This window comes from Bradyrhizobium sp. NC92, from assembly GCF_025200865.1.
GTDB lineage: Bacteria > Pseudomonadota > Alphaproteobacteria > Rhizobiales > Xanthobacteraceae > Bradyrhizobium.
Map to the genome: position 1 here is coordinate 8,333,604 of NZ_CP104171.1, position 22,129 is coordinate 8,355,732.

The window sequence follows — 22,129 nt, forward strand, 5'->3', positions numbered from 1 at the left end:
ATGCCCCTGAAACAGACGATCGAATCGATCGGACAATGGCCGCTGGCAGGTGCGGTATGCATCGTTGCCCGACGGCTCATTCCGCTGGGCGTGCTCACCGCCCTCATTCTCGGCGTCGCACATTACATCCATCAGCAGAGCTTGCATCAATGGTCGCGCGGCATCGAGACCTACATCGTCCTGGAGCAAATCAGGCGCTCGGAGCGGCTGCCTGCGGCCGACCTTGCCTTTCTCGGCGATAGCTCCTGCCTGATGGGGATTCACGTCCCGACGTTGTTGCGGGCATTCCCGGGGTCCGGGATCGAGTCGTTCTGCACCATCGGATTCGTCGGTCCGGATGGCTATGGCGCGATGCTTGAGAAGATGATCGCCCGCGGGCGCCAACCCAGGAAGCTGGTTCTGGTGTTCAACCCGATTCAGTACGAGCGCGATCCGAGGTGGAATGAATGGGTGAGTTTCATCCGGACCAACCGCTTCGAAGTTCCGTCCGGCCTGACGTTTCCGGCCGGAGGCCCGGAGTACATCCGCCTGCTGATGGAGCGAGCGGTCTACAATCCGCTGCCCGGTGGTTACGCGGTGTATTACGGCGGCAAGGACCAGTTCATTTCAACCATTTGGCGCGAGCATGGCAGCGCGATCGATCCCAATCGGATGCTCGATATTCCTTCGCTGGACGCCTACAAGGCCACGCTGGCCGGTCACGTCTTCTTCAAACCCGATCCCAAGATCAAGCCGTTCGTGATGAACGCGGAATTCGAGAAGGCGCTCGCCTCCTTGTCGGAAACGCTATCGAAGTTCGACCGGTCGAAGGTGTACCTCGTCATCACGCCGGTCAATTCGCTCTATGCCCAAGGCGGTCCACAGAGCTTTCATGCCGAGGCTGGTGAAAGGATCGCCGCCATGCTCGGCATCGACAGATCGCACTTCCTCGATACGCCGGATATGATGCTGGACATCATGTACGCGCACTATCCCTCGCATCTGCATCGATGGAGCCGGATCATCTACACCGAGCAGCTTGCCGAGGCTCTGGCGGGCCGTGGCATCCTGGGAAGGGAGAAGGGCAACTGAAAGACGGCCGGCCCCCGATCGGCTCGGGCGCGGCCCTTTTGCCGCGTCGGCGGGGCCGACAGGACCGGTTTGCTTCTTGCCTTGGATGCCGGCCGTGGCAATATCCGTCAATTCGCAAGCCTTCCGATTGCTTTGACCTGACGGATTTTCAATGCGCTGCCTGGTCGTGGCCGACTTGCACTATTCGCTGCCTCAGCTCGACTGGCTGGTCAGTGCGGCGCCTCGATTCGACCTCGTGATCTTCGCCGGCGACGCGCTCGACATCGGCTCGATGGTGGATTTCCGCGCCCAGATCGTGGTGGTGAAGAAGTACCTCGCGCTGCTGGCCGCGACGACCCGCGTGATCCTCTGCTCCGGCAATCACGACCTCGACGAGCGCAACGCCGAAGGTGAGAAGATTTCGCGCTGGATCTCGGAGGTGCGCGAGCTCGGCATCGCCTGCGACGGCGACAGCCTTAACGTCGGCGATACCCTATTCACGGTGTGCCCGTGGTGGGACGGACCTCAGGTCAAGCAACGCCTCGTCGCGCAGTTGCGCGATGCCGCGGCCGTCAGGCCGCAGCGCTGGATCTGGGCGCATCATGCGCCGCCGGCGGATTCACCGACGAGCTGGGGCGGCAAGCGCTTCTTCGGCGACGTCGAGCTGGTGCAGTGGATCATGCAATACCAGCCGTCGATGGTGATCTCGGGCCATGTGCATCAATCACCCTTCATCAGCAATGGATCGTGGTTCGATCGGCTGGGCCAGACCTGGGTCTTCAACACGGGCCTGCAACCCGGCCGTCCTCCGACCTACATCGTGCTCGATCTCGATGCCGACAAGGCGTTCTGGCTGGCGGCCGGCGCGGCGCAATGGATCGACCTGAATGCGCCGCTGCAGCGGCCCGCCGCCCCCATCGAGGCGCCGCCCGACTGGCTCACATTCTTGGATCGGATTGCCGATCCGAGCCTGGCGAAACCTCAAGCGGCGGCAGGTTGATCATGCTCTGGAGCACCTCGCCGACCATGGCCAGATGCGTACCGTGGCCGGCATATTGCCGCTTCAGATCGGCGAGGTAAGTGTTGGCGACGTTGAGCCGCTGCGCCAGCATTTTTGCGATCAGCAGGGCCACGCCCGGCTCCTTCTCGAGGAACGAGGCGGCATCCTCGAACTCGTAGACGATGGCGTCGGAGCAGGCCCGCACGGTTGCGGTGTGCGGCTGGCCCAGCAGCACGGACATCTCACCCAGCACCGCGCCGGGCTCGGTGACGGTGGCGACCACCATCTCGCCCTTGAGCACCTCGAGCCTGCCTTGCATCAGCACGTAGAGATGGCCGGAGGTGCCCCCCTCGGCGACGATGATCGTGCCGGCGGCAAGCTGCCGCTCCGTTCCGCCGGTGCAATAATCGAGGACTGCACGCATCGTACGAAAGCTCCGTCGCGGGACGATACCCAGCGCCGGAATACTAGAGCACGATCCATGCCGGGCGGCAATCAGCGGGGAGCGGCGGGCGCGAGGCGCGTCACACCTGGGACAGCGAAGGCACTTCGCCTGGCAGGATCGCCTGCAGTCCGCCAAAGCGGCGCTCGCGGTTGTGGAAGGCGGCAAGCGCCTCGGCAAGATCGCCCGCGTCGAATTCGGGCCACATCCGCTCGGTGAAGTGCAGCTCGGCATAGGCGCCTTCCCAAAGCAGGAAGTCCGACAGCCGCTTCTCGCCGGAGGTGCGGATGATGAGGTCGACATCGCGAAGGCCAGCCTCGCCTGTGACCAGCTGCGAGAAGGCTTCGCGGGTGAGGCTGGTCAGCGCGGCCGCCTTCGCCGCGGCATTGAGGATGGCGTCGCGCGCGGAATAATCGACGGCGAGGCGCACATGCAGAGTGCGGCCATCGGCGGTGGCCGCCTCGGCGCGCGCGATCGCGGCGGCGATGCCGTCGGGCAGGCGATCGCGGCGGCCGATGACGGAGAGGCGCACGCCGTTCTTAACGAGGCTCTGCACTTCGTTCGCGAGGTAGAAGCGTAGCAAGGTCATCAGCGCCGCGACCTCGGCCTTCGGCCGCCGCCAATTGTCCGTGGAGAAGGCGTAGAGCGTCAGCGTGCCGATGCCCTGCTTGGGGGCGGCCTCGACGATGCGGCGGATGGTCTCGACGCCGGCCTCGTGACCGCGCACGCGCGACAGGCCGCGCCGCGTCGCCCAGCGGCCGTTGCCGTCCATGATGATGCCGACATGAAGCTTCTCGTTACGGGACGTGATGTCACTTTGCATTGCAAAGTCTCCGGTCAAAAAGGGGGAGGATCAGGTCGAGGCGATACCGAGGCGGCCGAGCGGCGGCGCCTCGCGGCCGGCGGCCTTCGCCGCGTCGCGCACCAGCCGCTCGAGCACGGCGAGATAGTCGAGGAAGCGGCGACGGCCGGCCTTGGTGAGACGGCAGGTGGTGTGCGGACGGTTGCCCTCGTAGCCCTTGGTCACCTCGACGAGGCCGGCCTCCTGGAGCACGGCAAGGTGCCGGCTGAGATTGCCGTCGGTGAGGCCGCAGAGCTGCTTGAGATCGCCGAATGCCAGCCCCTTGGGATGCGCCATCAGCGAGGTCAACAGGCCGAGCCTCGCCTTCTCGTGGATCACGCGGTCGAGCCCTTCATAGGAGAAGGGCGCGCTGTCAGTCTTCGACATCGTTGTCTCCGGAGGCGAAATGCAGAATGGCCGCCATGAGCGATTGCCCGATCACGAAGGGCAGCCCCATGGTCCATGGCGACAGCGCGTGGGTTCGGCTCGCGAGCACCACGACCGCGAAGCCGGACACGAAATACCAGGCGCCGGCGAGCGCGACGGTGCGCGGCAGCGAGCGGACCGAGGCGAAGATGCCGAGCGACACCAGGATCTGCCACAGGCCCGGCAGCAGCCACAGCGTCTCGCTCGCGAACTTCCACATCACCACCGCGAGCAGAACGCCGGCAACGCCCGCCGGCAGGAACTGCTCGACCGCCTGGTGAATCATCGCGTCGGCGAGACCGGAATGATGGCGTCGCGACCGCGCGCGCATCTCGATACCGATGATCAGCCCCGAGAGCGCGGCGGCGATGAACCAGCCGATGAAGAAACCGAGCGGCTCGCCGGTGGGATCATCCAGCAACCAGAACTGCAGAATGGCGGTGATGAGTGCGACGGCGCCGGTCGCAGCCATCGCCGCCGGGCCGTAGCCGCGGAAGGCGGTGCCCGCCGCGATCTGGCTGCGGATCGCCACGATGTCGGCCAGCGCCTTGTCGAGATCGCGCATCGGCACCGCCAAAACCTCGTTCCACCCGGGCATTCGCAGGACAGCTGGTCCCGTTACTTTGTATTGCAAAGTATATGGCGCCGCAAAGTAAATGCAAGCCCGAATTGCTGCGGGCAGCCGAAACGATTGGAGCGGACAACTGACGGTTGCGCCTCACCTGCCCTCGCGGATAAGATGGATGCAAGCGCGTTTGCCGGGGGCTGGTATGTGGTTGAGGTCGTTGGTCGTTGCGTTGGTGTTGCAGGTGAGTGTGGTCGGAGCTAACGCGGCGGGGCCGTTCGGCACCGTCAATGTCGGCAACTGGATCGGCGGCGCGTTCAGCAATGACGAGACGGGCGCGTTCTCCCATTGCGCGGCGACGACGCCTTACGCGAACGGCGTCATTCTCGTCGTGGGCTACAATGCCACCGGCACCTGGACGCTGGCTTTTGCAAGTCCGAGCTACCGCTTCAGCAAGGGCGAGAGCGCCGCGATCGACGTGACCTTCGACGGGCAGGAGCAAGCCAGGCTGTACGCTACGGCGTATCAGTCCAACATGCTCACCGCCGTCATGCCGCTCAAAGTCGTGCGTACGTTTCAGAAGGCGAGCCTCATGGTGGCGACGGCCGGTCGCGCCGTGCTGAATTTCGATCTGACATCGACCGGGCCGGTGATCGCGGCACTGACCAACTGCGTAAGCAAGGTGAAAGCCGACGGGCTCGACACGGCGGGCGATTTCACCAAGGGTGCGGCCAAGCCGGCGGCGACGGCGGAGAAGCAGGCGGCACCGCCCTCCGGCGGCAAGCCTGCCCGAGCCAGGAGCGGCACCGGCTTCGTCGTCAGCACGGGCGGGCACATCGTCACCAACCACCATGTGATCGACGGCTGCGTCGGCGACATCAAGGGCAATCTCACCGGCGAAGCCGCAATGGTGCTGCGCGTCGTGTCGAGCGACGCCAACAACGATCTCGCGCTGTTGCAGGCGCCGTCGACGACGACCTTCAAGGACTTCGCCCGGATCCGCGACCGCTCGATCCGCTCCGGCGATTCCGTCGTCGCGATCGGCTTTCCCTATCACGGCATCCTGACGTCGGACTTCAGCGTGACCACCGGCATCGTGAGCTCGCTCAGCGGCATGCGCAACGACTCGCGCTTCTTGCAGATCAGCGCACCCGTGCAGCCCGGCAATAGCGGCGGGCCGCTGTTCGACAACACCGGCCAGGTCGTGGGCGTGGTCACCGGCAAGATCCCGGCCTTGCGCATCGCGGTGGCGACCGGCAACATCCCCGAGAACATCAACTTCGCCATCAAGACCGGCGTGCTGCGCGACTTCCTCGACAATTCGATCGTGCCCTATCAGACCGCCGAGCCAAAGAGCGAGCTCAAGACCACCGACATCGCCGCCAACGCCCGGCCGTACACGATGCTGATCTCGTGCAATGCGACGGAGCAGGCGGACGCGAAGCGGTAGCTATCGGGGCAAGGCACACCCTGCATATCACCCTCCGCTGTCATTCCCCGCGAAAGCGGGGAATCCAGTACGCCGCGGCTTCTCGGCCCTAGCCGCGCCGCCTCGGAGTACTGGATCGCCCGGTCAAGGCCGGGCGATGACACCTTTGATGTGCGTCGAGCGCTGCCCTCACCCGTGACAGCACGCCGCCTTCGCCGGCTGCGGTTCGTACTGGTCGCGCAGACGCACCCAGTCCATCGGATAGGGCAGGCCTTCCTCGTGACGGCCGAGCGGGGTGAGATCGAGATATTGATAAGCGGCGTTCATCATGTCGAGGCCGCGCGCGAAGCAGGAATAGGTATGGAAGATCGCGCCGGCCTCGCCGCGGTAGAACACGCTGATGCCGGGCAACTCGGGGCCGTACAGCGGCGTGGTCCCGAAATTATACATCGGCTTGCCGGTCGCGACCTCTTCCTGTGAGTACGTCACGCCGTAATCGCGGTTGAAGTCGTTGCGGCCTGAGGAAACCCAGTCGAAGGTCCAGCCCATCCGCTTCTTGAAGGCCTCGAGCTTTGCGCTTGGCGCCAGCGAGACCGCAACCATCGCGGTGTCGCGCGCGGCCAAATGCGGCACCATGCGCTCGAACCCATCGGCCCAGAACGAGCAGCTCTTGCACGCCGCCTCCCAATCGGGTGCGAACATCACGTGCTGCACGATGAGCTGCGGCCGGCCCTCGAACAGGTCGCCCAGCGACAGAATGCCGTTCGGCCCGTCAAATTCGTACGCCTTGTCGACCTTGACCCAGGGCAGCCGGCGGCGCTCGTCGGCAAGCCGTTCGCGGGCCTGGGTCAACTCTTTCTCATGGTCCAGAAGGGCCTTGCGCGCGGCGATCCATTGCTCGCGCGAGACGATCTGATGTTGCTGCATGGCGTTCTCCTTGGTCAGGCGACGAAAGCATCGAGCTTGTCGAACAACGAGCTCCAGCCGCGCTGGTGGTTGTCGCGTGCGGTCTCGTCGAAGAACTGGGCGTGATGGAAGATCATCAAGGTGCCGGCGCCATCAGGTTTCAGCGAGATCGTCACCAGCGATTCACGCTCCGGCGTCGAGTGCCAGGCCCAGGTGAAGACGAGAAGCTCGTTCGGCATCACCTCGCGATAACGGCCGCCGGCCTCGAAATATTCGCCGTCATCGCCAGTGAAGCTGATGCGAAACCGGCCGCCGACGCGAACGTCGAGCTCGGCTTTAAGCGTCGCCGGCTTCATGTTCGGCGGCCCGAACCATTGCGCTAGCTGCGCGGCTTGCGTCCAGGCGGCGTAGACCTTTTGCGGCTGCGCGCGGAGCCGGCGCGTGAGCGTGAGGCTTGGTCGTTCTGCCGGGCGTTCGACAGCGTTGGCGACTGCGTTGGCCATGTCTCTTCCTCCACGAAGGCGGCGAGGCGATCGAGATTGTGGGACCAGAACTGCGCATAGCGATTGAGCCAGTTCATCGCCTGCTCCATCGGTTGCGCGGTCAGCCGGCAGGCAACCGTGCGCCCGGTCTTCTCGCGCACGATCAGCCCGGCATCGGTGAGCACGTCGAGATGCTTCATGATCGCCGGCAGCGACACCGCAAACGGGGCCGCCAGCTCGCTCACCGACAGGCCGTCCTGCTCGCCGAGGCGCGCCAGCAAGGCACGCCGCGTCGGGTCGGACAGCGCCGCAAAAGTCCGGTCCAGCGTCTCGTCCCTATACTTAACCATGTGGTTTAGTATAGACGCGAGCGCGACAACGTCAAGCCGGAACCCGCAGACGCGGATTCGCACGACTGCGTGATCTGTTGATGGACGCAGGCTGCATCAACCAAGCAACGCAAAGAAAAAAGCCCTGCCGAACGGCAGGGCTCTCTTCCCGGTCATCACGAGATCGCTACTCGACCTTCAGGCCGGCGAACTCGACGACCTTCTTCCACTTCTCGGTCTCGGCCTTGATCTCCTCGCCGAACGCCTCGGGCGTCTGCACCCGCGGCTCGCCGCCGAGTTCGACCAGGCGCTTGGCCATGTCGGGCTCCTTGATCACCGCGTTGACCTCGGCGTTGAGCTTGGCGATGATCTCCTTCGGCGTGTTCTTCGGCGCGCCCATGCCGAACAGCGCGCTCGCCTCATAGCCCTTCACGGTGTCGGCGATCGGCTGCACGTCGGGCAGCTGCGGCGAGCGTTCCGTGGTGGTGACGCCGATGGCGCGCAGGCTGCCGGAGCGGATGTGCTGGATGATCGAGGGCATGTTGTCGAAGATCACCTGCACCTGGCCGGCGAGCATGTCGGTGATCGCGGGCGCGGCGCCGCGATAGGGCACGTGCTGCATCTTGCAGCCTGTCATGGCCATGAACATCTCGCCGGACAGATGCACCGAGGTGCCGTTGCCGGACGAAGCCATGTTCACCTTGCCGGGATTGGCCTTCACGTACTCGATGAACTCGGCGACGTTCTTGGCCGGCACGTCCTTGTTGACGGTCATCACGTTCGGCACGCGCTGGAACGAGGCGACCGGCGCGATGTCGCGCACGAAGTTGAACTTCAGATTGGCGTAGAGCGAGGCGTTGATGTAGTTGGCCGGATTGACCAGCTGCAGCGTGTAGCCGTCGGGCTCGGCATTGATGACCGATTCGGTCGCGATGTTGTTTCCGGCGCCCGGCTTGTTCTCGATCACGAATTGCTGGCCGAGCTTTTCCGACAGCCGCTGGCCGATCAGCCGTGCCAGGATGTCGGTGGCGCCGCCCGGCGGATAGCCCACCACCCATTTCACCGGACGGGCCGGATAATCGGCGGCAAGGGCCTTCGACAGCGGGGTGGCGGCAAGCGGACTGGCGGCGAGCAGGCCCAGCGCGGTACGGCGAGTGATCATCTCAAGGGTTCTCCCAGTGTTGTTCTTGAAGGTCGGATGGCTTGAAGGCCGCGTGGCCGCGGTTGTAACAAAGCTGGCCGCGGGCGGAAAGTGCGCGGGGCACTTCACGACGAAAGGATGAGACATGACGGTCAAGGTTCATGCCCTGGATCATCTCGTGATCAATGTCACCGATGTCGCGGCAAGTGCTGCGTGGTACGGCAAGATTCTCGGCATGGATGTCAAGCTGTTCGATCCCGGCGGCGGCAAAGCGCCGCGGACTTTCCTTGAATTCGGTAACCAGAGGATCAACGTCCGGCAACGCGACGCCGACAAGGTGGAGTGGTTCACCGCGGACCAGCCGACGGCGGGCAGCGAGGACCTGTGCTTTCTCACTTCCGCCACGCCGGACGAGGTGGTGGCGCATTTGCGGGCACATGGCGTCGCGATCGAGGAAGGCCCGGGCCCGAGGCAAGGCGCCCGCGGCACGCTGCGCTCGGTCTATTGCCGGGATCCCGATGGCAGCCTGATCGAGATCTCGTCGTACGAGGATGGTAGCCGGTAGGACCTCCGCTTCCCGCCCCAAACACCGTCATTGCGAGCGAAGCGAAGCAATCCAGAATCCCTCCGCGGAACCAGTCTGGATTGCTTCGTCGCAAGGGCTCCTCGCAATGACGGTGGAGAGAGCTCGGCCCTCTCCCCCGATTTGCTTCACGCCTCATCCGATGGCAGGAAGACGCAATCATCAAAAGACAGCCGCCAGCAAGATGCAGGCTGCACCGGGAGGAGCCATGCCAGTTCAACAGACCACAGCCGGAATCGTGGGCCCGTTCGATGGGCTCGACGTGCCCTGGCTCTTGAAGATGCGCGCCGAAATCCGCAGCTCACATCCGTTCCTGATCTGGGCGCCGTTCGATGCGCCGGCGCGGCGCTGGAGCTACGGCGAGTTTCACGAGCGGGTTGGCGCGCTCGCGGCCGGGCTCGCCAGGCGCGGCGTCAAGCCGGGCGAATATGTGCTCATTCATCTCGACAATTGCATCGAGGCGATGCTGGCCTGGTTCGCCTGCGTCGAGCTGGGCGCCGTCGCGGTCACCACCAACACCCGCTCGGCGCCGGCCGAGATCGCGTATTTCGCCGATCATTGCAGCGCGGTCGCCGCGATCACGCAGCCGGCCTATGCGGACATCGTCGCGCAGAACTGCCGCAACATCCGTTGGCTGGCGGTGACTTCGCACGATGCGGGCGCGGCGCCCGCGCAAGGGGTGTCGCGCGGCGACAGCTTCGAATCGCTGTTCGCCGACAGTGCCGATCGTCCCCGGCGCGCGACCGATCCGCTGGCGCCATGCAGCGTGCAATACACTTCGGGCACGACGTCGCGGCCCAAGGCGGTGCTGTGGACCCATGCCAACGCGCTGTGGGGCGCCAAGATCAACGCCGCGCATGAGGACCTGCACGCCGGCGACGTGCACCAGGCCTACTTGCCGCTGTTCCACACGAATGCCCTCGCCTACTCCATGCTGGCAACGCTGTGGGTCGGGGCGACTTGCGTGATCCAGCCGCGCTTCTCGGCCAGCCGGTTTTGGGGCGTCGCACGCGAGCATGGCGCGACCTGGACCTCGACCATCCCGTTCTGCACGAAGGCGCTGCTCGAGCAGGAGATCCCGAAGGACCACAAGTTCCGCCTGTGGGGCACCGCCATCAACGAGCCGCCGGCCTTTGCCGCGTTCGGCATCAAGATGATCGGCTGGTGGGGCATGACCGAGACCATCACCCACGGCATCGTCGGCGAGGTCGACCAGCCCAACATCCCGATGTCGATCGGCCGCGCCGCGCCCGAATATCAGATCCGCATCACCGACGACGACGGACGGCCGACGGAGGTCGGCGACACCGGCAATCTCGCGATCAAGGGCATCCCGGGCCTGTCGCTGTTCGCCGAGTACCTGCACAACGAGAAGGCCACGCGCGAGAGCTTTGACGAGCACGGCTTCTTTCTCACCGGCGACCGTGTCGAGCGGCTCCAGAACGGCTTCATCAAGTTCGGCGACCGCGCCAAGGACATGCTGAAGGTCGGCGGCGAGAACGTTGCGGCCTCCGAGATCGAGCAGGTGATCGCGCTCGTGCCGGGCGTGCGCGAGGCCGCGGTGGTGGCGAAGAAGCATCCGATGCTGGACGAGGTGCCCGTGGTCTTCATCATCCCGCAGGACGGCGTCGCGGGCGCTGCACCCGACCTGCATGATCGCGTGATGGAAGCCTGCCGCAAGGGCCTCGCCGACTTCAAGCTGCCGCGCGAGATCAGATTCGTCGACGACATGCCGCGCTCGACGCTGGAGAAGGTGGCGAAGGCGGAGCTGCGGAAGATGGTGGGGTGAGGCGCGCGAAGACAGTTCACCCGTCATTGCGAGCGAAGCGAAGCAATCCAGCGTTCCTCCGCGGAGACAGTCTGGATTGCTTCGTCGCTTCGCTCCTCGCAATGACGAGGTTGGAGGGATCCTTATCCTAGAACGACCCCAGCGCGACCGGGCGGAACGCCTGCAGCAGCTGCTGGTCGAGCTTGCCGCCCATGCCTTCCATCATCGTGAAGGCGCGGGAGTGGGTGAAGGGCATGCGGTAGGCGCGCTTCTCGACGAGCGCGGCGTAGATGTCGACGATCGTCGTCAGCCGCACGATGTCGCTGATCTGGTTCGACGACAGGCCGTTCGGATAGCCCGAGCCGTCGAGGAATTCGTGGTGATGCAGCACCACGTCCAGCATCTCCGGCGGGAAGCTGCCTTGGGCGGCGAGCGCGTCATAGCCGCGGCGCGGATGCTGGCGGACCTCGGCCATCTCCTCGTCGGTGAGCTTGCCGGGCTTGTCGAGCAGCCAGGCCGGAACGAAGGCCTTGCCGACGTCGTGCAGCAGCGCGGCGCGGACGAGGCGGCGCTGGTCGTCCTCGCGCATACCGAGATGCTGGGCGAAGGCGACGGCGAAGCCGGTGACGAACAGGCAGTGGCGATAGCTGCCGACATGATGACAGCCCACCGTGGTGAGCCATTCACGCAGCGAGGAATGCTTGATCGCTTTCAGGATCTTGCTCTCGGCGGCGATGACGTCGTCGAAGGTCAGGGGCACGCCGAGCGGCAGCTTCTCGAACATCTTGGTCAGCACCGCATGCGCCGCCTCGACGCCGCGGTTGAGCGTCTTGCCGCGATCGGTGGCGTCATAGGCGGCGGTGTCCGGGAATGCGGCGCGGATGCGCTGCAGGATGGCCTCGGCCTGAAGCGGCCGCGAGATGGTGTCGGTGGCCCCGAGCGCCCAGGCCTGCATGGTGCCGTGATGCAGGGCGTCCGCGAGCACGAACAGCCGCGGCATCGAACGATAGGCATCGCCGCGCAGCTTGTTGCGGACCCGCTGCACGCTCTCGGGCGAGCGCAGGTTGATGTCGACCACGAGGCCGGAGAGATCGCGCGCCGGCTGGGCGGGGATCTCCTCGGTCTTTACCGTCGAGACGTCGCCGACCGCTTTCAAGATGCTGGCGAGCTCGCTGCTGCCGTCGCTGCGATCGGAGGCGAGCAGAAGCCGGCGTTTGGCGGCGGATTTGGCTGTGGCGTTCATGGCTTCCCCACAAGGGCCGGGAACTCGGGCGTATTGGCCGATGAGCCTAAGCCGGATCAGGTTCTCTGGCCCTTAAGAGGCGTGCTCAATGGAGGCTTGGGGAATTGCACGCAATTTTAGGGATTGGGTTCCGGGAGGGGGAACCTCGAAAGCGAGAAAACAACCCCATGCACAGTAGAGCGGGCATTGATAACACAGGGGAATCTCTACAGGCCCTAAGACCCACCTCCGCTGTCGTCGCCCGGCTTGACCGGGCGACCCAGTACGCCGAGACGGCGAGGCTGGAACCGAGATGCCGCGGCGTACTGGATGCCCCGCTTTCGCGGGGCATGACAGTGAGGGTGGGAGGCGGCTCCAAAAACAAATCCGCCGGAGGTTGCCCTCCGGCGGACCATTTGATTCTGCAATCGCGGCTCGGCTTACGCCTTCATGCTCGCCTTCACGGCCTCCGCCGTGATCGGTAGCGCCCGGACGCGGGCGCCGCTGGCATTGTAGATGGCGTTGCCGATGGCCGGCGCGACCACGGTGACCGCGGGCTCGCCGACGCCGGTCGCCTTCTCGCCGTTGGCAATCACGGCAACCGCGACCTCGGGCGTCTGGCTCATGCGCAAGGGCGTGTAGCTGTCGAAATTGGTCTGCTCGATGCCACCGTCCTTGAGTGTCGCCTTCTCGTACATCGCCAGCGACAGACCCCACAGCGCCGCACCCTCGACCTGGGCGCGGATATTGTCGGGATGCACCTGCGTGCCGACGTCGGTTGCGACCGTGAGCTTCTTCACGGTCACCTCCCCCGACGGCGCGACGGCGACGTGAGCCACGCACGCCGTCCAGCTCGCGGTCGCGCGCTCCTGCGAGGAGACGCAGGCGACGCCCATGCCCTCGCCTTTCGGCAATTGCTTGGTGCCGTAGCCGGACAGTCCCATCGCGGCGAGCAGCGTGTTGCGCAAGCGCTGCGCGCCGCCGTCGTTCTTGCCGGCGCCGTCGAGCAATGAGATGCGGAACTGCGCGGGATCCTTGCCCGTCGCTGCCGCGATCTCGTCGATCATGCTTTCGACGGCCCAGAAGGTCCAGCCCGGCGCCACCGAGCGAAGCTGGCCGGACGGCGTGGCGTTGTGCGCGAGCTCGTTCTTGATCGCGCGCACATAATGGTTGGGCACGGTGTAGAAGAAGTCCGCGCCATTGACCGTGAAGGAATCAAGCGGGCCCTTCTTGTCGACCGAGGGCGTCAGGAAATCGGGGATTCCCCAGCGCGCGGTCGGCCAGGCCGAGACCACGTCGTGGCTGATCGCAACGAGCTTGCCATCGCCGTCCACGCCGGCCTTGACCTTCTGGTAGGTGAGCGGACGCGAGAAATCCATCGTCATGTCGTTCTCGCGCGAATAGATCACCTTCACCGGCTTGCCGACCGCCTTGGCCGCCTGCACCGCCGGAATCATCATGTCGGCATCGAGCCGCCGGCCGAAGCCGCCGCCCAGCCAATGCTGATGCATCACGACGAATTTCGGATCGATCCCGGCAGCGCCCGCCGCGATCGCACCGGAGCGCGTCGCGAACTGGTTGCCGGAATAGATGTGCAGGATGTCGCCCTTGAACTCCGCGGTGGCGTTCATCGGCTCCAGCGGCGCGTGGATGTTGATGCTGGTGGTGTATTCCGCCTCCACCACCTTGGCCGCCGAGCCGAAGGCAGCATTGGGATCGCCGTCCTTGACGAAGAACTGGCCGGAATCCTCCAGGCCCTGGAGCCGCTTGGCTTCGTCGAGCAGCGACTGGCTCGACAGCTTCGCGTTCGGACCCGCGTCATAGGCGATCTTCAGCGCCTGTGCCGCCTTCTTGGCGTTGGCGTAGGTGCCGGCGACGGCGACGACCCAGCCCGACGTCGTTGCGGTCTTGTCGTCGAGCGTGACGGCCTTGATGAAGCCCGGCACTTTCTTTGCCGCGCTGTCATCGACCGATTTCACCGTGGCGCCGAAGCGCACCGGCGGCGTGACCACCGCGCCATAGACCATGCCCGGCAACATCACGTCGATGCCGTACTTGGCCGTGCCGTTGGTCTTGGAGGGGATGTCGAGCTGCGGCACCGACACGCCGATCATGGTGTATTGATCGGGTGTTTTCAGCTTGAGGGCCTTGAGCTCGTCCGGCGTGAAGGTCTTCGTCGCCTTGCCGCTTTTCACGACATCGGCGAACGACATCTGCTTCTTCGACTTCGGATGCACGATCATGGAATCGCGCACCACCAGCTCCGATGCCGGCACGCCCATGGCGGCGGCGGCACCTTCCGTCAATGCGATCCGCCCGGCCGCACCGGCCCGGCTCATCGCCTCGAAGTTCATCATGGTCGACCAGCTGCCGCCGGTGATCTGTGCGCCCAGCACGGGATCGTTGAACTTGGGATCATTGGAGGCGAGCTGCACGCGCATGTCGCTCCATTTCGCGCCCAGTTCCTCGCAGACGATCTGCGCCATGGTGGAGGCGATGTGCTGGCCCATGTCGGCCTTGCCGCAGGTCACGGTCACGAGCCCGTCCGGCGAGATCGCGTACCAGACGCTCGGCTCGAAATTGGCCGGCGCGGCGGCTGCCGATCCGATGCCGGGCACGCCGGCATAGCCGAGCACGAGACCGGTCGCGGCGGTGCCGACGAGGAAGGAGCGGCGGCTGAGATCCGTCGTCTCGGGTGTCACGTTCTTCACATGCTCGTTCATGTGGGCCTCCGCTCGTTGGAGGTGGCGGATGCGGTGCGCATCTCGGATGCGGCGCGCATGATCGCCTTCTGGATCCGCGAATAGGTCATGCAGCGGCAGAGATTGCCGTCCATATGGGCGACCACCTCTTCCTTGGTCGGATTGGGATTCTTCGCGAGCAGCGACGCCGCCTGCATGATCTGCCCGGACTGGCAATAGCCGCATTGCGGCACCTGCTCGGCGATCCAGGCCTTCTGCAAGGGATGATCGCCCTTGGCGGAGAGACCTTCGATGGTGGTGATCTTCTTGCCGGCAACGTCGCCGACCATGGTCTGGCACGAGCGCACGGCTTCGCCGTTGACGTGGACGGTGCAGGCACCGCACAGCCCCGCACCGCAGCCGAACTTGGTGCCGGTCATCTGCAATTGCTCGCGGATCGCCCAGAGGAGCGGCGTGTCGTTCGCCGCATCCACGGACAGACTCCGCCCGTTGATGGTGAGAGTTGGCATAGGCGTCTTCCCCTGCCGGTGCATGAAGCCACTTACGGCGGCAACTTGAATGGCGGACGCCCACCGGGCTGGCGTCAACCTTGCCCGCGAGAATGATCGCGTTCCGGCGCGGAGGCAAATGCAATTTGGAACGAGTCGAAAAAACGTCCGCCACACTCGCCCGTTGTGCGCCGCGCCAAGGGCCGCGACGCAGCCACTGGACACAACAGCGCGTGCGTCAGGCATGCGTGCCATCGCGTTCGAGCGGTTTCTTCGAGGTAACTTGGCGAGCTAGAGTGCAGCCGCGCGCAAACCCTTACCCTCCCCTGGAGGGGGAGGGTCGATCGCGCGAAGCGCGAGCGGGGTGGGGTGATCTCTCCACACGGGCACTGTTGGATGTGGAAAGACCGTCACCCCACCCCGTCTCACATTTCGCTGCGCTCCATGTGAGCCGACCCTCCCCCTCCAGGGGAGGGTGAAGCACCGAGTTAATGGCGAGGAAAAGAAAGGGCGGGAAACAATGCCAAGGATGAACCGGGACGGCGTCGGGATCTATTACGAGGTTCATGGCAACGGGCCGCCGCTGCTGCTCACGCACGGCTATTCCTCGACATCGGCGATGTGGCATGGGCAGATCGATGCGCTGGCGAAGGATCATACGCTGATCCTGTGGGACATGCGCGGTCACGGCCAGTCCGATTATCCCGACGATGCGAACGCGTACAGCGAAGCGCTGACGGTCGGCGACATGGCGGCGATCCTCGATGCGGTTGGTGCGAAGCGCGCCATCATCGGCGGGCTTTCGCTCGGCGGCTACATGTCGCTCGCGTTCTATCGCGCACATCCGGAGCGGGCCCGCGCGCTGCTGATCATCGACACCGGCCCCGGCTTCAGGAAGGACGATGCGCGCGAGGCCTGGAACGCGCGGGCGCTTGCCACCGCCGACCGGCTCGACCGCGAAGGCCTCGACGTGTTGAAGGCGGCGACGCGCGAGCGCGCCACCGCGCGCCATCGCAACGCCAGGGGACTGGCGCTTGCCGCGCGCGGCATGCTGACCCAGCGCGATGCGCGCGTGATGGAGCGGTTGCCCGACATCCGGGTGCCCAGCCTGATCGTGGTCGGCGCCGACGACACGCCGTTCCTCGCCGCGTCCGACTACATGGCGGCAAAAATCCCCGGCGCACAAAAGGTCGTGATCCCCGCCGCCGGACACGCCGTCAACATCGATCAACCCCAGGCTTTTGTTGACGCGGTCGCGCCTTTCCTGAAGAACTTGCCGGCATAGGGCGATCGAGCAGGGACACAGGCGATGAAGCTGATGATGCTGGCTGCGGGCACGATGCTGCTGTCGCTATCTGTGCAGGCCGAGCCGATCGGCGCCGTGCCGCCGCGCCAGCCCTTCGTCACGACCTTGTCGAACAACATTCCGCTCGCCTTCGGCATGGATGCCGAACAGACCGCACGCGCGCTCGGTCAGCCGCTGCAATATGTGCGGGGACGTCCCGGCCACGAGATCTATCTCGCTTTGCGCAACATCGGCGGCAGCCGCCTGATCCCCTCTCGCCACCGCCTGTTCCTGCAATTCCGTCACGGACGGCTGGCCGGATGGAAGGAGGATTACGGCGAGAACTGGATGTGGGAGTGAGGTGCTGCGCCTCATCCTGAGAGAATGCGAGGCTATCGCTAGGATTGAGGTGCTGGCTGGCGGACAATGGGCCTACATCATACTCCGTATTGCGAGCGCAGCGAAGCAATCCAGGCTGCTTCCGCGGAGGGATTCTGGATTGCTTCGTTGCGCTCGCAATGACGGTGTTGAAGCAGCGAGCTCTCATCTATGACCGTCATCCTGAGAGCCTGAGTTCGTAACAACCAAGAAGGACAACCCGCGTGGGACAAGACATCAAGCTGACGGCCTCCGACAATTTCCAGCTCGGCGCCTATCGCGCCGACCCCGCCGGCACGCCGAAAGGCGCGGTGGTGGTGATCCAGGAGATCTTTGGGGTCAATCACCACATCCGCTCGGTCTGCGACCGCCTTGCCGGGGAAGGCTATGTCGCGATCGCGCCGTCGATCTTCGACCGGACGGCGCCGAACTTCCAGTCGGGCTATTCGCCCGACGAGATCGCGGAGGCGCGCAAGTTCGTGGCCAATCCGGACTGGGCGGCAATGCTGCGCGACACGCAAGCTGCGATCGATGCGGTGAAGCGCACCGGGCCCGTGGGCATCATCGGCTTTTGCTTAGGGGGCAGCATCGCTTTCGTCGCGGCGACGCGATTGACCGGCCTGAAGGCCGCGATCGGCTATTACGGCGGCGCCGTCGTGCGCTTCGCCGACGAGACGCCGAAGGTGCCGACCCAGCTGCATTTCGGCGAGAAGGATGCGGGCATTCCGCTCACCGACGTCGAGACCGTCAAGGCGAAGCGGCCCGAGGTCGAAGTCCACATCTATCCGGGCGCCCAGCACGGCTTCCATTGCGACGAGCGCGCCAGCTACGACAAGGCCAGCGCCGACATCGCCTGGCCGCGCAGCATGGCGTTCTTCGCGAAGCATTTGAAATAGAGTGCGGGTTTCTCCACCGTCATTCCGGGGCGCGCGCAGCGCGAGCCCGGAATCCATCGAGCGTCAGCGCTTGTGGATGAATGGATTCCGGGCTCGCGACTTCGTCGCGCCCCGGAATGACAGAAGGAGAGAACCCTAGAACCAGCGCTCGCCGACGAACACGGTGTCGCCCGGTGCGAGCGGCGTGCCGAGCGGAACGACCGCGCGCATGGCGCCGCCGTTCTCGCTGTGCGTGACCGTGACCACGTCGCGCTTGGCGCGCGGGGAGAAACCGCCGGCGATGGCGACCGCGCTCTCGACCGTCATGTTCGGCACGTAAGGATATTGGCCGGGCGCAAGGACCTCGCCGAGGATGAAGAACGGACGATAGGTCTCGATCTCGACCGCCACCGAAGGTTCGCGGATGTAGCCGTTGCGCAGGCGTGCGGCGATCTCGCCGGCCAGCCCTGCCGTGGTGCGGCCGCGGGCCGGCACCGCGCCGATCAGCGGCATGGTGATGGAGCCGCCGGCATCGATCGCATAGCTGTTGGTGAGACCTTCCTGGCCATAGACCACGACGCGAAGCTTGTCGCCGGCGTCGAGATGGTAGGAGGCGCCATTGCGCACCGGTGCCGCCATCGGCGCGGCGTAGCCGACCGGCATCGGTCCGGGCGAGGCGGCAAAGGAATTGCTGAAGGCTGCGATGGCGCCGCCGCCGTTGTTGGCCACGGCGACCGGCTGCGGCACGCCGTAGGGCTGGCCGTAGGCCATGGAATCGAGATCGGGACGAGGCTGCACCATCGCGACGGGGGTTGCGGTCTGCATGCAGCCGCCAAGGGCCAGCGCGGCGGACGCTGCCAAGGACGCCAAGTTCGACCATCGAAACGCGCGTGCAACCGGCACCGGACCCATCCCTCGAAACGAGACAGCTCCACTGATGCACCGGGTATGGTTAATAAAGCGTTGAGTGGAGCGATGACGGTGCCACCCTCCCCTGGAGGGGGAGGGTCGATCGCGCGCAGCGCGAGCGGGGTGGGGTGACGGTCTTTCCGCGACGAACAGTGCCCGAGTGGAGAGATCACCCCACCCCGTCACGCAATCTCGCTTCGCTCGATCGCGTGCCGACCCTCCCCCTCCAGGGAGGGTAAGCAAGACACGTCGTTTAGCTCACGCGCTCACGCCAACGCCGATCGGGCAGGACACGCCGGTGCCGCCCAGGCCGCAATAGCCGGCGGGATTCTTCGCCAGATATTGCTGATGGTAGTCCTCGGCGAAATAGAACGCACCGGCGGGCGCGATCTCGGTGGTGATGGCACCGAGCCCCTTCGCTGCGAGCGCCTTCTGATAGAGCGCCTTCGACTGCTCGGCCGCCTGCTTCTGCGCATCGGAAGTGGTGTAGATCGCGCTTCGGTATTGCGTGCCGACGTCGTTGCCCTGGCGCATCCCCTGCGTCGGGTTGTGGCTTTCCCAGAAAGTCTTCAGAAGCGTCTCGTAGGAGATCTTGTTCGGGTCGAACACGACCAGCACCACTTCGGTGTGGGCGGTGCGGCCCGAGCAGACCTCCTCATAGGTCGGGTTCGGCGTGTGACCGCCGGCATAGCCGACGGCCGTCACATAGATGCCCTCGCGAAGCTGCCAGAACTTGCGCTCGGCGCCCCAGAAGCAGCCTAAGCCGAACAATGCCTGCTCGAGACCGGCGGGATAAGGCGGCTTCAGCTTTGCGCCGTTGACGAAATGGGTGGTCGCGGTCGGGATGGCCTGCGCACGGCCCGGCAGCGCGTCAGCTGCGCTCGGCAATGCAGTGGTCTTGCGCATGAACAGCATGATGGATCTCCGAAGCGAGCGCATGCCTGAGCTAGTCGGGAGACCAGGCGCGCGCTCGCGATGAGGTGGGAATATAGGGCTCTACGCGGCAAGAGGCAGCGCTGTTACGCGGCGGCCGGCGGAACTTGAAAGCTCAATCCCGGGAATAGCCGATCAAGGGCTTGCGCGGGCGGAACAGGATCATCAGGAGGATGCCCAAAATGCCGAGGACGGCGAAGACCGGCTGCTCCAGCACCAGGCGGATCACCGAGGTCCAGAGCCAAGGCGCCTTGGCCTCGACCCAGGTGCGGAAGGCCGATTGGCTGGCCTGATTGATGTCGTTCCAGAACTGGCCGAAACGGGTGAATTTGAGGGTCTGGTCGGCCACCCAGCGGGCGCCGTCATAGACCATGAAGATGAACCCGCCGGCGAGCAGCAACAGCCCAATCAGTCGGAAAAAGCCGCGGATCATGCCTCACCTACGATAGTCGCCCGACCGGACGACCTTGCGAAACGATGCCAGCCAATAGCCGGGCGACGGCAGAAATTCAACCTCTTCAGGGCGTTACGGCACCAAACCGGCCCGCCAAAGGCGCGTTTCCAGCCCCCGAAAGCGTTGACGGTGCGAAAGACCCTCTCTATAAGGGCGCCAACTGGCGGTGGGCGCAATCCCGCCGCCGCTGTTCTTTGAGCAGTTGCAGGCACCTTGGGCTTCAGGACTCTCTCGAGCTTGAAGTCACCGTGGAGCCTCAGAGACAGCCGCAAGGCGGTCGCTCATGTTCCGGGAACGGCCCAGCAACCGAACACCCTAAATCCGAGCGTCGATTACGCGGTCAAGCAAGCCGGCGCTACCCGACCAAGACGCGACCGGTACCCGCAAAGGACATTGAGACCATGGCCAATACCACTTCTGCCAAGAAAGCGACGCGCAAGATCGCCCGCCGCACCGCCGTCAACAAGTCGCGCCGCACCCAGATGCGTGGCGCCGTGCGCACTGTCGAGGAAGCCATCAAGAGCGGCGATCGCGCCGCTGCCGTGAAGGCACTCGCGACTGCCGAGCCCGCCTTGATGCGCGCCGCCCAGCGCAACATCATTCACAAGAACAACGCCAGCCGCAAAGTCTCGCGCCTCACCGCGCAGATCGCCAAGCTCGCGAAGTAAATCTTGCCAAGTCATCTTGGCGACATCGTCTGATCGGTCGATCCGGTCAGCGCGTCAAAAAGCCCGGCCTCACGCCGGGCTTTTTTGTTGGCTGTCATAATTTCACGCCAGCAGTCACGCGAGGCTCACGCCTCGCTTGGACGATTTAAATCGTCTGCGTCAGTTTTCGTTCCGTAGTTCTACCTGCCCATGTTCTGCAACAGTGGAAACTTCACTGCGTTGCAAAAACCCCTGTGCCGCGGGCGCGAATTGAATCGGTGGCCGATGAGAGTTCTGCACACCGTAGATTCGCCGGAACGCGAGCGAGTGTGGAGTTACCCTGCAAAACGAGTCTCGAAAAGCGATGACTCGATAATCACTTATCTACATAGCAGCGACAAGCATTTGGAAAATTCGCCCGCACGTCGGGCGCATGACGAATTTATAAAAAAAATTTGGCGCTGAACGAGAATTGTCACATGACGCGCGGCCTTCTCGATTCTGTGCACGGATTCAAAAACTTGCTTCGGAGCCTGTGAACAACTCCTGTGCGGCATTAACCGAGGTCAAGTTTTTTGACGCCTCAACTGTGAATCAATTTCGTTGCGAGTCTTTCCGCTTAGTGTATTCCTTAACCCAGTCAGCGGCGCCCACGATCTTGAGACCAGCGCGGTTTAGGAAACGGGGCGAACGTGCAGATCGGCGGCGGTAGGCACGTAGGCGACGCTTCAACAAGTGATGTCGGTTCAAAACCCACAGCAATGTGGGAATGGTAGCTCTTTGTCTGAATGTCTCCAAGCGGGATCTCCTCGCTCGCGCCAAGCGCAAATGAGAGACATCGCGAAGTTACCCCGGCACGCAAGGTGGCGAAGTCGAGCGGACGACGAGTACATTGGGCAGACATCCGCGACAGGAGTACGGCGCGGTTGTCTTCAGGACACGCAGGACCTTGTCGTGAGCGATCACGGCAGGACGGGGAGGTATCATGTCTTACGGACTCAGCGCGGTATTGCAGCACGTTTCTTTTTCCAACGATGCCGTTTCAGCCCCGTCGGATCTCCAGCCTCCCGCGTGTGACGGAGCGCCGAGTACGCGCTGACCTCGCGACCCCTCCATCTCTGACATCGCTGATCTGACCCGCGGCGTTCGCGCCGAACGGTCGAGCCATGCCCGACGATGGACTCGCTCGAGGTCGCGCCAGTTCAGGGGGCGTGGCAAGAACCCTGCATGGCGCTCACAACGCAACTATATCTCTCAAGAGAAGTTTTCTGACG

At 64.6% G+C, this 22,129-nt stretch carries 22 protein-coding genes and 1 pseudogene; 9 read left to right on the forward strand and 14 right to left on the reverse strand.

Annotation, left to right across the window (positions count from 1 at the left end; genetic code table 11):
- Both N2602_RS38660 and N2602_RS38665 read left to right on the forward strand, forming a co-directional pair.
- Nucleotides 1-1,071, forward strand: a complete 1,071-nt coding sequence (locus N2602_RS38660; protein WP_212255631.1) for a hypothetical protein — start codon at nt 1-3, stop codon at nt 1,069-1,071.
- Between the two features lie 151 nt (nt 1,072-1,222).
- Entirely contained in the window at nt 1,223-2,050 is an 828-nt protein-coding gene (locus N2602_RS38665) for a metallophosphoesterase (protein ID WP_212255629.1), read from the forward strand.
- On the opposite strand, the gene N2602_RS38670 is transcribed toward N2602_RS38665, so the two are convergent.
- From N2602_RS38670 to N2602_RS38685, 4 genes are all read right to left on the reverse strand, one after another.
- Nucleotides 1,989-2,474: a Crp/Fnr family transcriptional regulator gene (locus N2602_RS38670; RefSeq protein ID WP_172787947.1), complete on the reverse strand. Its 486-nt coding sequence runs from the start codon at nt 2,472-2,474 to the stop codon at nt 1,989-1,991. The genes N2602_RS38665 and N2602_RS38670 overlap by 62 nt on opposite strands.
- Nucleotides 2,475-2,574: 100 nt before the next feature.
- A complete protein-coding gene (locus N2602_RS38675; RefSeq protein WP_260381355.1) occupies nt 2,575-3,315 on the reverse strand; it encodes a di-trans,poly-cis-decaprenylcistransferase in 741 nt (246 codons plus the stop codon).
- 30 nt (nt 3,316-3,345) lie between these two features.
- Nucleotides 3,346-3,720 (reverse strand): transcriptional regulator, encoded by a 375-nt coding sequence (locus tag N2602_RS38680; protein ID WP_025033235.1) that lies wholly within the window; start codon nt 3,718-3,720, stop codon nt 3,346-3,348.
- The gene (locus N2602_RS38685; protein WP_260381356.1) at nt 3,707-4,324 is read right to left on the reverse strand and encodes a hypothetical protein; all 618 of its coding nucleotides are present in this window, start codon (nt 4,322-4,324) and stop codon (nt 3,707-3,709) included. The genes N2602_RS38680 and N2602_RS38685 overlap by 14 nt, the downstream gene beginning before the upstream one ends.
- Nucleotides 4,325-4,529: 205 nt before the next feature.
- Between N2602_RS38685 and N2602_RS38690 the strand changes: the two genes are divergently transcribed.
- Nucleotides 4,530-5,774, forward strand: a complete 1,245-nt coding sequence (locus N2602_RS38690) for a S1C family serine protease (RefSeq protein WP_260381357.1) — start codon at nt 4,530-4,532, stop codon at nt 5,772-5,774.
- 168 nt (nt 5,775-5,942) lie between these two features.
- Here N2602_RS38690 and N2602_RS38695 read toward each other — a convergent pair whose 3' ends face one another.
- From N2602_RS38695 to N2602_RS38710, 4 genes and pseudogenes are all read right to left on the reverse strand, one after another.
- A complete protein-coding gene (locus tag N2602_RS38695) occupies nt 5,943-6,680 on the reverse strand; it encodes a thioredoxin family protein (RefSeq protein ID WP_260381358.1) in 738 nt (245 codons plus the stop codon).
- A gap of 14 nt (nt 6,681-6,694) precedes the next feature.
- Nucleotides 6,695-7,027 (reverse strand): annotated as a pseudogene (locus tag N2602_RS38700) (SRPBCC domain-containing protein); the annotation flags it as partial.
- 11 nt (nt 7,028-7,038) lie between these two features.
- Entirely contained in the window at nt 7,039-7,491 is a 453-nt protein-coding gene (locus N2602_RS38705) for a helix-turn-helix transcriptional regulator (protein WP_260381359.1), read from the reverse strand.
- 166 nt (nt 7,492-7,657) lie between these two features.
- The gene (locus N2602_RS38710; protein ID WP_172787953.1) at nt 7,658-8,632 is read right to left on the reverse strand and encodes a tripartite tricarboxylate transporter substrate binding protein; all 975 of its coding nucleotides are present in this window, start codon (nt 8,630-8,632) and stop codon (nt 7,658-7,660) included.
- A 124-nt stretch (nt 8,633-8,756) separates the two neighbouring features.
- On the opposite strand from N2602_RS38710, the gene N2602_RS38715 reads away from it, so the two are divergent.
- Both N2602_RS38715 and N2602_RS38720 read left to right on the forward strand, forming a co-directional pair.
- On the forward strand, nt 8,757-9,176 hold the full coding sequence (locus tag N2602_RS38715; RefSeq protein ID WP_260381360.1) for a VOC family protein: 420 nt from the start codon (nt 8,757-8,759) through the stop codon (nt 9,174-9,176).
- A 226-nt stretch (nt 9,177-9,402) separates the two neighbouring features.
- On the forward strand, nt 9,403-10,983 hold the full coding sequence (locus N2602_RS38720; protein WP_260381361.1) for an AMP-binding protein: 1,581 nt from the start codon (nt 9,403-9,405) through the stop codon (nt 10,981-10,983).
- Between the two features lie 127 nt (nt 10,984-11,110).
- On the opposite strand, the gene N2602_RS38725 is transcribed toward N2602_RS38720, so the two are convergent.
- The 3 genes from N2602_RS38725 to N2602_RS38735 all read right to left on the reverse strand — a co-directional run bounded on the left by N2602_RS38725 (nt 11,111) and on the right by N2602_RS38735 (nt 15,395).
- Entirely contained in the window at nt 11,111-12,205 is a 1,095-nt protein-coding gene (locus N2602_RS38725; protein ID WP_260381362.1) for an HD-GYP domain-containing protein, read from the reverse strand.
- Nucleotides 12,206-12,624: 419 nt separating this feature from the next.
- Nucleotides 12,625-14,907: a molybdopterin cofactor-binding domain-containing protein gene (locus N2602_RS38730; protein WP_260381363.1), complete on the reverse strand. Its 2,283-nt coding sequence runs from the start codon at nt 14,905-14,907 to the stop codon at nt 12,625-12,627.
- On the reverse strand, nt 14,904-15,395 hold the full coding sequence (locus tag N2602_RS38735) for a (2Fe-2S)-binding protein (protein WP_135163526.1): 492 nt from the start codon (nt 15,393-15,395) through the stop codon (nt 14,904-14,906). The genes N2602_RS38730 and N2602_RS38735 overlap by 4 nt, the downstream gene beginning before the upstream one ends.
- A 499-nt stretch (nt 15,396-15,894) precedes the next feature.
- Between N2602_RS38735 and N2602_RS38740 the strand changes: the two genes are divergently transcribed.
- From N2602_RS38740 to N2602_RS38750, 3 genes are all read left to right on the forward strand, one after another.
- A complete protein-coding gene (locus tag N2602_RS38740; protein WP_260381364.1) occupies nt 15,895-16,659 on the forward strand; it encodes an alpha/beta fold hydrolase in 765 nt (254 codons plus the stop codon).
- 24 nt (nt 16,660-16,683) lie between these two features.
- Nucleotides 16,684-17,019, forward strand: a complete 336-nt coding sequence (locus tag N2602_RS38745; protein WP_172787959.1) for a hypothetical protein — start codon at nt 16,684-16,686, stop codon at nt 17,017-17,019.
- Nucleotides 17,020-17,261: 242 nt separating this feature from the next.
- Entirely contained in the window at nt 17,262-17,933 is a 672-nt protein-coding gene (locus N2602_RS38750) for a dienelactone hydrolase family protein (RefSeq protein ID WP_260381365.1), read from the forward strand.
- A 135-nt stretch (nt 17,934-18,068) separates the two neighbouring features.
- On the opposite strand, the gene N2602_RS38755 is transcribed toward N2602_RS38750, so the two are convergent.
- The 3 genes from N2602_RS38755 to N2602_RS38765 all read right to left on the reverse strand — a co-directional run bounded on the left by N2602_RS38755 (nt 18,069) and on the right by N2602_RS38765 (nt 20,187).
- Complete coding sequence (locus N2602_RS38755; RefSeq protein WP_260381366.1) at nt 18,069-18,815, reverse strand: polysaccharide biosynthesis/export family protein; 747 nt, start codon at nt 18,813-18,815, stop codon at nt 18,069-18,071.
- 264 nt (nt 18,816-19,079) lie between these two features.
- Entirely contained in the window at nt 19,080-19,736 is a 657-nt protein-coding gene (gene msrA / locus N2602_RS38760; RefSeq protein WP_260381367.1) for a peptide-methionine (S)-S-oxide reductase MsrA, read from the reverse strand.
- 133 nt (nt 19,737-19,869) lie between these two features.
- A complete protein-coding gene (locus N2602_RS38765; protein WP_025033220.1) occupies nt 19,870-20,187 on the reverse strand; it encodes a hypothetical protein in 318 nt (105 codons plus the stop codon).
- A 422-nt stretch (nt 20,188-20,609) separates the two neighbouring features.
- On the opposite strand from N2602_RS38765, the gene rpsT reads away from it, so the two are divergent.
- The gene (gene rpsT / locus N2602_RS38770; protein WP_024338506.1) at nt 20,610-20,876 is read left to right on the forward strand and encodes a 30S ribosomal protein S20; all 267 of its coding nucleotides are present in this window, start codon (nt 20,610-20,612) and stop codon (nt 20,874-20,876) included.
- Nucleotides 20,877-22,129: the final 1,253 nt, after the last annotated feature.